The organism is Bacteroides sp. (assembly GCF_019417265.1).
Lineage (GTDB): Bacteria > Bacteroidota > Bacteroidia > Bacteroidales > Bacteroidaceae > Phocaeicola.
In genome coordinates this window covers 10,487-19,998 of sequence record NZ_DXVR01000048.1, presented here as the reverse complement: position 1 = coordinate 19,998, position 9,512 = coordinate 10,487, and the positions used below count along the sequence as shown (strand labels likewise).

The 9,512-nt window shown below is 40.1% G+C and carries 13 protein-coding genes and 4 pseudogenes; 11 read left to right on the top strand and 6 right to left on the bottom strand.

What is annotated here, in order from left to right; translation table 11 throughout:
• From QZ379_RS07525 to QZ379_RS07480, 11 genes and pseudogenes are all read left to right on the top strand, one after another.
• A pseudogene (locus QZ379_RS07525) lies at positions 1-158 on the top strand (ORF6N domain-containing protein); the annotation flags it as partial.
• A gap of 26 nt (positions 159-184) precedes the next feature.
• The gene (locus QZ379_RS07520; protein WP_291562630.1) at positions 185-436 is read left to right on the top strand and encodes a hypothetical protein; all 252 of its coding nucleotides are present in this window, start codon (positions 185-187) and stop codon (positions 434-436) included.
• 23 nt (positions 437-459) lie between these two features.
• Positions 460-1,116 carry a hypothetical protein gene (locus QZ379_RS07515; RefSeq protein ID WP_291562627.1) on the top strand — a complete coding sequence of 219 codons (657 nt, stop codon included), beginning with the start codon at positions 460-462 and terminating at the stop codon, positions 1,114-1,116.
• A gap of 161 nt (positions 1,117-1,277) precedes the next feature.
• Positions 1,278-1,703, top strand: a complete 426-nt coding sequence (locus QZ379_RS07510) for a hypothetical protein (protein ID WP_153113955.1) — start codon at positions 1,278-1,280, stop codon at positions 1,701-1,703.
• A gap of 70 nt (positions 1,704-1,773) precedes the next feature.
• Positions 1,774-2,142 carry a hypothetical protein gene (locus QZ379_RS07505; protein WP_291562620.1) on the top strand — a complete coding sequence of 123 codons (369 nt, stop codon included), beginning with the start codon at positions 1,774-1,776 and terminating at the stop codon, positions 2,140-2,142.
• A 107-nt stretch (positions 2,143-2,249) separates the two neighbouring features.
• Positions 2,250-2,375, top strand: a pseudogene (locus QZ379_RS07500) (DNA resolvase); the annotation flags it as partial.
• Positions 2,376-2,516: 141 nt separating this feature from the next.
• Positions 2,517-2,828 (top strand): ORF6N domain-containing protein, encoded by a 312-nt coding sequence (locus QZ379_RS07495; RefSeq protein WP_291562617.1) that lies wholly within the window; start codon positions 2,517-2,519, stop codon positions 2,826-2,828.
• A 16-nt stretch (positions 2,829-2,844) separates the two neighbouring features.
• Positions 2,845-3,006, top strand: a complete 162-nt coding sequence (locus tag QZ379_RS12755; RefSeq protein ID WP_366933587.1) for a DUF3795 domain-containing protein — start codon at positions 2,845-2,847, stop codon at positions 3,004-3,006.
• The gene (locus tag QZ379_RS07490; RefSeq protein ID WP_040597061.1) at positions 3,003-3,623 is read left to right on the top strand and encodes a CatA-like O-acetyltransferase, family 2; all 621 of its coding nucleotides are present in this window, start codon (positions 3,003-3,005) and stop codon (positions 3,621-3,623) included. The genes QZ379_RS12755 and QZ379_RS07490 overlap by 4 nt, the downstream gene beginning before the upstream one ends.
• Positions 3,624-3,625: 2 nt before the next feature.
• Positions 3,626-3,757, top strand: a pseudogene (locus tag QZ379_RS07485) (N-acetyltransferase); the annotation flags it as partial.
• Positions 3,758-3,947: 190 nt separating this feature from the next.
• On the top strand, positions 3,948-4,976 hold the full coding sequence (locus QZ379_RS07480) for a virulence RhuM family protein (RefSeq protein WP_217758601.1): 1,029 nt from the start codon (positions 3,948-3,950) through the stop codon (positions 4,974-4,976).
• Positions 4,977-5,023: 47 nt separating this feature from the next.
• Here QZ379_RS07480 and QZ379_RS07475 read toward each other — a convergent pair whose 3' ends face one another.
• From QZ379_RS07475 to QZ379_RS07450, 6 genes and pseudogenes are all read right to left on the bottom strand, one after another.
• Entirely contained in the window at positions 5,024-5,548 is a 525-nt protein-coding gene (locus QZ379_RS07475) for a hypothetical protein (protein WP_291562605.1), read from the bottom strand.
• Positions 5,549-5,607: 59 nt separating this feature from the next.
• Positions 5,608-6,831: pseudogene (locus QZ379_RS07470) on the bottom strand (relaxase/mobilization nuclease domain-containing protein).
• Positions 6,832-6,845: 14 nt separating this feature from the next.
• The gene (locus QZ379_RS07465) at positions 6,846-7,217 is read right to left on the bottom strand and encodes a hypothetical protein (protein WP_062695634.1); all 372 of its coding nucleotides are present in this window, start codon (positions 7,215-7,217) and stop codon (positions 6,846-6,848) included.
• Positions 7,218-7,418: 201 nt separating this feature from the next.
• A complete protein-coding gene (locus QZ379_RS07460; RefSeq protein ID WP_291562594.1) occupies positions 7,419-7,811 on the bottom strand; it encodes a hypothetical protein in 393 nt (130 codons plus the stop codon).
• Positions 7,812-7,882: 71 nt separating this feature from the next.
• Positions 7,883-8,230 (bottom strand): hypothetical protein, encoded by a 348-nt coding sequence (locus QZ379_RS07455; protein WP_291562590.1) that lies wholly within the window; start codon positions 8,228-8,230, stop codon positions 7,883-7,885.
• Between the two features lie 4 nt (positions 8,231-8,234).
• Positions 8,235-8,567, bottom strand: a complete 333-nt coding sequence (locus tag QZ379_RS07450) for a helix-turn-helix domain-containing protein (RefSeq protein WP_291562587.1) — start codon at positions 8,565-8,567, stop codon at positions 8,235-8,237.
• Positions 8,568-9,512: the final 945 nt, after the last annotated feature.

The following is a 9,512-nucleotide window of genomic DNA, read 5'->3' as shown; positions in this document are numbered from 1 at the left end:
AAACATTCCGTTTATCACATGACCGCTTCCTTTGTATAGACGATGATGTGTATCATATAGGAGCATCCATAAAGGACTTGGGCAAGAAGTGGTTTGGTTTCTCCAAGATGGAGATACTTACACCAGACGAATTGGAGGAAAGAATCAACAGGGAATAAGAAAAAATCAGAGCTCTCTATTGAGTATGGAAGAACTTTTCAGATATTATTTGGGGAATATTATTATTCTTCGTATCGGTACAGGCTTACGCTATCTATGGCTACGCTTTGTAAGGCATCGCAAGATTTCTTACCGAACCCTTTATGAAGGTAGTAAATCGAAAAAAAAAGCAACAGAATTATCTAATTTTGAAAATGAAATGTCAAATCGGGCATGGGGATGTGGCTTTATTCTTTTTGTGATATTCTTAATTATATTTTTACGCAGATTTTTATAATAGACATACAGAAAATAATGATTATGCAACAGACATTGTTTATCGTAATACTTGTCGTTGTCATTGCTTTCGTTTTGGCGTACAGGTGGAAGAAAAAGGCAGAAAACAAAATGGACAATATGAGCCTTAATTATAAAAGCAAGCAGCAAATATTCTTTCTAACGAAAGCTGATATAGTCAAGATGATGTCTATGGTTGAAATAAGAATTCCAATAGAATATACCCTGATGGGGGCATTTAAACAGGAGGCGATAAGAAGAGAAAACACCATATCAAATTTTTCTAAACTTGGTCATACAGGCTATGCCAATTGGATTTCTTTGGATAATAGATACATGGTGCTCCCCTTAAATAATGAGGTGAAGTATAGAATTGTGAAACAAAGAAATGGCTCTTTTCATTACATCGTAGATCTTGCATCTAATCCCACAGGTGTTGAGTTAAGTACTGGAGGAATATACGACAATGCAGAAAATGTTTTAATAGCAGGTCGTGTTGCTGTCTTTACTGATAGCTCAATCGAAGCCATGCAAATCTATAAAGAAATATTGAGAGCTATGAATAAATGTTTTACCAGGAAAAATAATATCTTTGTATCTCAAGAGGTGTTATCTTTATTGAAAGATGGATGGCGATTAACATGTAATTATAATGCGCCTTGTGAAAATGATTTCAAATAGTATATGTTGCAAATTTCAACTTTGCTATAAATAAACTTCGGAAGGAGAAATATGAATTCACTATGTTTATGTGTAAAAGAATAAAATTTTGGCTTTGCAAACTTCTCTATTCCCATAGAAAAAAGTCTTGTTGCATTTCCTTTTCATCAAAAGGTTTCAAGGTGATAACTCTCTATCGGATTTTTGAGGGATGCCAAGTAGAAGATAAACCAATTATCTTTCTTCCTGCTACAGCATCCGAGGAAGAATTGGCCAATGCGATATTTTTCTGTTTGGGTAAAAGTAGTATGGTCATACGAACTTCAATAAATTCCACATCCGCTTATCTGAAGTTTATTAAAGAACGTTCGTTGAAAAGTTACTATCAACAATCCGTGGCTTGCATAGTAAAGTTGAATGTTCAAACAGGCATAATTCATTTAGAACTTTGGCAACAAGCTGATGATGGTAGAGGAATGACTCCTTGTCATGAACAGAGCCTTATGGCATTTGATGTAAAAGGCAATAGTCAACTTCTCGCCAAGTATGTCATGGAAATCTTAAGTGAAAGATTAGCTTTGAAAAAGGATAAGGTAACTATGGAATAAATAATAAGAATTGTAGCATGAGAATAAACAAATGAAACAGATTAAATTAGCTTTTGTACTTTTAACAATAATGATAGTTCTTGGTAATTGTACCTTTGAAAACCGTACAACTACCACTAAGATGTGTCTCGAAGATTTGGACATGAATGTTCAAGACACACTGAGAAATCTGCCTGTTGATTCTTTTGGCTGTCATCCTGATTTGATAGACTTAACAGGACATTATAAATTGACAATAAAAGAAATTGGTCCGTGGTGCTATGCGCAAAAACTAACAAACATAGAAACAGGAAAGTTTTATTGGTTCGATTATAGTACTCCACGACCTATTATTGTTACAGCCGAAGAAATCATATTCCCTATGGAATATAATATAGTAAATAGAGGGGTAGAATCAACAGACACGTTTAACATCATAGATAATCAATTAGAGCCATAACCGTAATGCACCTGCTTGGAATTTAGCTCTTTTAGTTACCTTGTTTCTTGTTACTATTAATTCAAGTAATTATGAACATAGGTACACATTTTAGCGGACAACCGATGTATGGGCAGCTAATAGATTTGCTCAGCAAGAGATACTCCATTCGGGATGTAGCAAAGTTGAGTGGTAAGAGTGTGAGTACGGTGCAACGAGTTAAGCAATTACTAACAGTACAATCACCGCAATAATACTATTGATTTTACGTTCTTTTCAAAGAAAGGGGTTGTGCAATAGTGGCTTAAAGGCTAAAAGCATTACCTTTGAATGCAATAATAAGTAACAACACGTTTAAGGTCACAATTTGTGATCTCAAAAATAAAGATAGAAATATGGCGGATAATATAGAACATCAAGATAAAGGAGAACTGGTCGCAAATTGTGACCAGTTACAAAATGATGAAGTCGTAGTTACCACTCCTGTAGAAAGTCGAATAATGTCTATTCGTGGAAAGCAGATTATGATAGACAGAGACTTGGCTGAACTTTATGGAGTGGAAACCAGGGTGTTAAATCAAACTGTAAAACGTAATATGGAGAGATTTCCTGAACGTTTTCGTTTTCAACTGACTAAGGAAGAAATGAATGAACTGGTCACAAATTGTGATCGGTTCAATAGTTTGAAGCACTCAACAGTTCGTTGAATATGTAGGAGCTGATATTTGCCCCATTTATCAGTGTTGTAAAGATAAAGGTAAAAAACATTGTGGTAACTGTCCCAAACTGCCTTGTGAGAAATTCATGAAAGATCCGAACTTTTCCGAAGAAGAGAACGAGGTCAATTTGAAAAAGATGATTAAAAATTTAAAATACGCACTATGAGAGAAATAAATCCCAAAGAAACCACCCGTGCATATGCATTTGAGCTTTGGATGAAAGCCCCGATGCCAATGGTTACGTTTTTCAAGATTTTGGATGTCAGTCGTCTTGTTAAAATCAGCAAAAAGTCAGGTATGAAATTCAATATGCTGATGTGCTGGTGCATCGGCAAAGCGGCAAGCAGTATCAAGGAATTTTATATGCTGCCTGTCGGAGACAAATTGATGCAATATGATGCTATTGCGGTTAATACCATTGTTATGAATAAGGACAATGAGGTCAGTTCATGTGATGTGCCGTTTTCTGATGATTTGCAGCTATTCAATGAAGATTATCTGAAATTGACAACGGAAGTAGTCCGAAGCTGTGAGAACCACGATTTGACAGAAAGTATGGTAATAGGGACTTCCGCACTGGCCCAATATGAAATTGACGGTGCGGTAGGTATGTACAGCGGTATCTTCAACAATCCGTTTATGATATGGGGCAAGTACCATAAAGGTTTCTTCAGAACGACACTAACGGTTTCATTCCAATTCCACCACACTCAAATGGACGGGGCACATGCTGCAAAGTTTCTGGATCGCTTGCAGCAGGAAATCAATAAATTACTTGTGTAGCGATGAATATGGAAACACAAAGATTGATACTTCGTTCCTGGGCAGAAAACGATGCAGAGTCTCTTTATAATTATGCCAAAGTTCCTGCTATCGGCCCTATTGCAGGATGGCCTCCTCATACATCTGTGGAAAACAAAAACAAAAAATATACAGGAAAAATTAGACAAAAATCCGGATTATATAAAATCGAACACTTGCAGGAGATTCAAAAAAGGAAGTTTATGGAAGTAAAAAACATTTGCATTGGACTATACGTTAGGAATTGCATTCATTGAATACATTATCATATACTACAGTGTTTAGATTCACAAAAGGAAATCAATAATGGCAAAGAAATTTGAAATACGAAACAGTACGGCAGAGTTCCTGACTTTCGTGGCAGAAGGTAAGGAGCAAGGCATACAAGTGCTATATAAAGATGAAACAGTGTGGGCTACGCAAAAGGCCATGGCCGTGCTTTTTGATTGTTCCGCTGACAACATCGGTTTGCATCTGAAGAACATATATGATACGAATGAATTGAACAAGGAGGCAACTACCGAGAAAATCTCGGTAGTTCAACAGGAAGGTGCGAGAGAGGTTCGACGCAACACGTTGTTCTATAACCTCGATGCCATCATCTCCGTGGGCTATCGTGTCAACTCCATCCGTGCCACTCAGTTCCGCCAATGGTGTACCTATGTTATCCGGCAGTTCTCGCTTCGGGGCTATATCATAGACAAGAAGCGTATGGAGAATGGCTCGTTCATAGGTGAGGACTATTTTGAGCATTTGTTAGCAGAAATACGTGAGATTAGATTGAGTGAACGAAAATTTTACCAAAAGCTCACAGATATATATGCTACAGCTGTTGACTACAATAAGGATGCACCTACCACACGTCTGTTTTATAAAAAAGTTCAGAATAAGATGCATTATGCAGTGCATGGGCATACCGCAGCTGAACTTATTGTTGAAAGAGCCAATGCAGAGAAAGAACACATGGGATTGACTACTTGGGAAAATGCACCTGATGGTAAAATCGTCAAACCCGATGTAAGTATCGCCAAAAACTATCTAAAACAAGTGGAACTTGAAGATATGGGAAAACTTGTCAACTCTGTACTTGATTTAGCTGAACGTATGGCAAATCGACATATACCAATGACAATGGAAGATTGGGCTAAACGTATTGATATTATTCTTGAAGCTGGAGGTGATGCCGTATTACATGATGCAGGAAAGGTTTCTGCTGAATTTGCCAAAAGTTTCGCAGAATCAGAATTTGAAAAGTATCGTGTGATACAAGACAAATTATTCAACTCTGATTTTGATAAATTCAATTCTTTACCATTTGATGATATTAAGAATTGACAGTCCAAAGCGGGGGATGAGGTGACTTCTAATCACCCATCCTCAGCTTACTTGTCTATATAGGATGCGACAAGATAAACAATTGAAATGACTGTATAAAGGAAACACGGCAAGAATATCCAAAGCAAAGTCTTTACCCAACTATTTGACAACCACACACCTTCATTCCTTGACATCATATTAGACATATCATAGAAATGGCGAGTGAGGATTTCCTTATTAGCCTTTCGGTGGTCTTCAAGAAGTTTGGACTCATCCTCAATGAGTTTCTTCCTGTTGTTGATTGCCTGTTCCATATCGGCATCATCAACCTTAGCTTTGACAGTTATGTCTTTTACTTTGCCGATGTAGGCTTCAATAGCTTTGGTGACAGTATTCGCTTTATTTGAGGCTTCACTCAATTTGTCTTTTGCTTCATGCATGGAAGCAGTGGCCATTTCAACGCCACTTTTTGCCAAAGTCAAGCTATTGCCAGCATCCTTGTAGGCTTGAAGCTGTTGGTCAAACTTGTCCGATGCCTTGTCTGTTTCGATATTCTTGTCAATCGTATTCTCGAAAGAGCCGAAATTCATATCTGAGATTTTACTTTTACCTATTGGCATAGTTTCAATGCTGTTGGTTGAACATTCGGTTATCTGCCATATCCTTGCTTCTTACGAGGTCTGCACAGACGATTAGCCATTATAGCGTAACGATGCGCCCATGACAGTTCATCCTCGTCCTTGTCTCGTCCCCAACCAGAGGTTGCGCCACCTCCGCCACCGCCAGACTGGGCGGCAATGGTTGTGGCAGCATCAATGTATTCAGCAAAGAGAAGAATGGCGGTCTTCTGCACGTCGCCAATCTTGGCAAACACATTGTCGGCATCCAAAGCTATATTCTTGTCGATGACATCCAGACAATTCTGAGGAATATCAACAGGATAATGATGAAACTCGTCCGTATAAAAGTCGAAGTGACGTATCTTTGGAGAGTTGTCCGCAGTAGGCATGGGTTTGGGTACAGTCATAATCTTTGGCTATTGGGTATTCTTTGTTGGAGTTGAAACTGGTTTCTCCAATTCTTGATGATGCAGCTTTGCCCAAGTACCTTCAATCTTTGAGGGCATCAGACAACGACCTCTGCCAAGTTCCGAGGACTTATAAATGGAGTTACCTCGCTTGATGGCATAGCCACGCACTTTTCCTTTATTGTCGGATTGCAGTTTGACATCATATCCCATTTGTGTGAGGCATTTTGTGTATAGTCCCCAATCAAAGTACGGCATCTTGGCCAAAACGGAAAGACAATCATTGGTTATCGCTTCCTTATTTTGGCGGCTAACCTCTTGTGCATCTTTCCAACCACGCTGTTGTCCAACCTTGGCGGCAGCAGCCATCGCTCGCTCATAGATATAATGGGCATCATTCACGTTGCCCCTCATGTCTATGCGGTTCGCATCAATGTGAAGGTGCATAATGCCACTCTTGCTGTCACGATGGAGCGCAACTACATATTGGCTGTCTTTGAGGTTGGTTGCCTTTGCACTCTTGCGCTTCGACTTGGCTGAAAGGTCAACAGCATCAAACGCACGGATAAAGTCATCCGCCAACCTCTGCCAGTCCTCCATCGTCCAACCTTGCGTTTCCTCCGAGGTTGGGGAAACCTCAATGCGTATCATGTTACGTTTGAGCGGACGATAACGGTTCAACCTGTCCTCAAACTTCTTCTGCAAGGCAAGTATTCTCGCCCACATTGCCGTTGGGAAAATATCATCGGGCAAGAGATTGGTCTTAACAATCTCTGCCTTGTCCTTATCCACTGAGTAACGTATAGCATTTGCGCCATGACTTATTACTTTTGCTTTTGCTATCATATATGTCGTATGTTCTATTGTGTTAAGTATTTCTCTATCTCAATCATGCGGTTCAATATTACCTCTGCACTTGTTCTCCATCGTTTCATGAAGATTTCGCTGCGGAGAATGTTCTCACGTTCCGTAAGCGGACGACCTTTGAGGAAGCCGAACAATTTCTGTATATCGCCCCTGGCATCCGATAGGCTGTTCAAAGCCTCCATTTCTTTGTCTGTCAAGCGTTGTTTGGGATATTTTCCCTCCAACCGCTTGCGTGCGTATGCGCTTGTGGTCAGTCCGCAAAGAGCAGCATATTCCGCTATCTCCTTATGGAGTTGCGGTGTCAGCCTTACTATCAGGCGGCTCGTGTATTTCGGTGCCTCCTTTTCTATAATTTTCTTATTCATACCAAGTATTGGTTCTATAAAAGTGTGCAACCCAATGCGAGCTTGCGAGCGTTCAAGAAGTCCATTGGCATACGGACAAATGAAGTGCATTTGTATGACATTGGTATTTCTTGCATAGCACTGCTATCAGAGTTTACGCACAAGCACGCTACGCACTGTGGTTGCACATGTTCACAGACTTATAGTATAACGGTTCTCAAATTACCCAAGCAACAGCAATTGTGGAGCGTCCTCCGCTTCCATCTGTTGTTTGAAGAATTGCCTTCTGGCTTCTGCCTCCAGTTCCATGTCAGAGACGCTTGGCGCTGGAATATCTTCCTCCTCGCCATTATCGCCATTTCCAGAAGTTAGGGAAGAAAAGGAACTGTTGGCAAGTTGTGTTGGAGAAGTACCGCCATTCTTGATGGGTGGATCCTCCTTGTTAGGGAATGCGGTTGTGGATTCCCCAACCTCATTTGAGGTTTCAATCTGTCGTGTCACCATCTGAATGAGTTGATAAAGGCATGAAAGGCGATTGATGCCAGCCGTGCCACCCATCAGATAGTTCACTTGTTCGTTACTCAGGATAATGCTGTTGAAAATATTACTGTTCATCGTTGTATGATATTAGTTGTGTAAATGTTTTGTTACTGTCATGCGGAAAATCTCTGCCGTAAAAAGAGAAACTATCGCCTCATGCCGAAGCCTCTTTCTGGCATATAAAACTCCTTGTCGTATGCGATATGGTCAAGCACATGTTGCAGTCGGTCAAGTTGGGGACTGTCAAGCACTTGTATGGCATTGATGGTAATTTTATGTGATGCTATTCTTTGATGCTCACAGTTTCTTTCCGACATGGTTCCGTCACCGTCAGCATAGACCGAATGAAGATAGGTATTGACGGATTCCGTCTGTTCCTTGCTTGGGTAAGCAGCAGGAAAGCGGTCGGAAATGTAGTCTACCATATTGCTGACCGCATTAGCCAACAGAGGGTCACGTTTTTGCAGACTGTTTACAAGTTCATCTTTCGTCATGATGCTATGGTCTATTGTTCATTTCATTCAGACGGTTTGCAGCCTCCAGTCTTATCTCCTCCTCCGACATGGCTCTTGCTCCACGCACCCAGTCAAGCAAGGCTTTCTTCTCAAAGAAGATGAGCTTGCCAGCAGGCTTGAAGTACGGCAACTGGTTAAGATGCATCATCTTGTAGAGCGTGCTCTTGGCAATGCCGAGAAAGGCGGAAGCCTCTTCAAGGTTCAACACTTCCTTTGTCATATAGCAAAGGTTCTCCAACTTGTTCACTCTCGACTGAAGCTCCACTATCTTGCGCTCATGGTCGAGGTTCATCTTTAATGCGTTCTTTTCTGTCATAAATCTGATATTTTGTTTATTTCGTTATCGATTTCGGCTGCAAAGGTATATTGTTGACAATGATATTCAAGTAGCCGTTATAGTTTATTAAAAGTGCTGATTTTCAATTCTTTGGTTCTATTTTACCATGCTGCAATGTGGTAGATTGGTCGGACACTCACTTGAAATTCAGCATCTTCAAATGTCTATCGTTCAAACATTCCCAAAACCAAGGATTGGACAATAAGGGTGGCAAATCTTTGGTTCTATTGCCAGTTCTCGTTTTTGAAAATGTCCAACAGAGTGCAAAACAAAATTTAACACCCAATTTTCGCAAACCAAGCCGTTTGAGGTCAAAACCGTTTGCAATAACCACATTTGGGGTACAATGGTAGGAAAATGAGTTGTGAATGAGAGAAATAGGGATTTCCCCTCGTTTTTCAAGGGACAAATTTGTACCTTTGCAAACGAAACAGAGGTATTCCACAAGGGATATTTCGGGCGAAGTGTTCTTGACTTTATTTTTCCGTGGTTTTGTCCCGTTTTTGTCCCTCGCTGATTTTGTATCACGAGACAAGAATTTATAAATGACTGATTTACAGCGACTAAAATCGTGTTTTGGAGAATTGGTAACGGCAACCACCAGAATTGACCATAAATCAACAGGCAAGCCTTGCGAGTTATATTGTTAACCGGGCGTTCAGTGGCCGTTCAGTGCGTGTTCACTGAACGGCTAATGAACTGTCCTTTCCTGATTTGGGTTGACTGCTATCATATCATTACCACTGATTCATGTTGATTCGATTAAAAATGTGGCAGGTTTACCTTCTGTACTTTGTTAATAAAACAGGACAATTAATTTATCTCCACAAAGGCTCTATTTGCCAATTATGAGGAAAGCCTAATAAATGGGTTCTTACTGATGGGTATTTCGATAAAAGCTGCTTGAAATCTGCAACAAAAGTG

Coding starts and splice junctions, on each gene's coding strand:
- QZ379_RS07520 (WP_291562630.1), top strand. CDS start 185: ATGGAAGAACTTTTCAGATATTATTTGGGGAATATTATTATTCTTCGT.
- QZ379_RS07515 (WP_291562627.1), top strand. CDS start 460: ATGCAACAGACATTGTTTATCGTAATACTTGTCGTTGTCATTGCTTTC.
- QZ379_RS07505 (WP_291562620.1), top strand. CDS start 1,774: ATGATAGTTCTTGGTAATTGTACCTTTGAAAACCGTACAACTACCACT.
- QZ379_RS07495 (WP_291562617.1), top strand. CDS start 2,517: ATGGCGGATAATATAGAACATCAAGATAAAGGAGAACTGGTCGCAAAT.
- QZ379_RS07490 (WP_040597061.1), top strand. CDS start 3,003: ATGAGAGAAATAAATCCCAAAGAAACCACCCGTGCATATGCATTTGAG.
- QZ379_RS07480 (WP_217758601.1), top strand. CDS start 3,948: ATGGCAAAGAAATTTGAAATACGAAACAGTACGGCAGAGTTCCTGACT.
- QZ379_RS07475 (WP_291562605.1), bottom strand. CDS start 5,548: ATGAATTTCGGCTCTTTCGAGAATACGATTGACAAGAATATCGAAACA.
- QZ379_RS07465 (WP_062695634.1), bottom strand. CDS start 7,217: ATGAATAAGAAAATTATAGAAAAGGAGGCACCGAAATACACGAGCCGC.
- QZ379_RS07460 (WP_291562594.1), bottom strand. CDS start 7,811: ATGAACAGTAATATTTTCAACAGCATTATCCTGAGTAACGAACAAGTG.
- QZ379_RS07455 (WP_291562590.1), bottom strand. CDS start 8,230: ATGACGAAAGATGAACTTGTAAACAGTCTGCAAAAACGTGACCCTCTG.
- QZ379_RS07450 (WP_291562587.1), bottom strand. CDS start 8,567: ATGACAGAAAAGAACGCATTAAAGATGAACCTCGACCATGAGCGCAAG.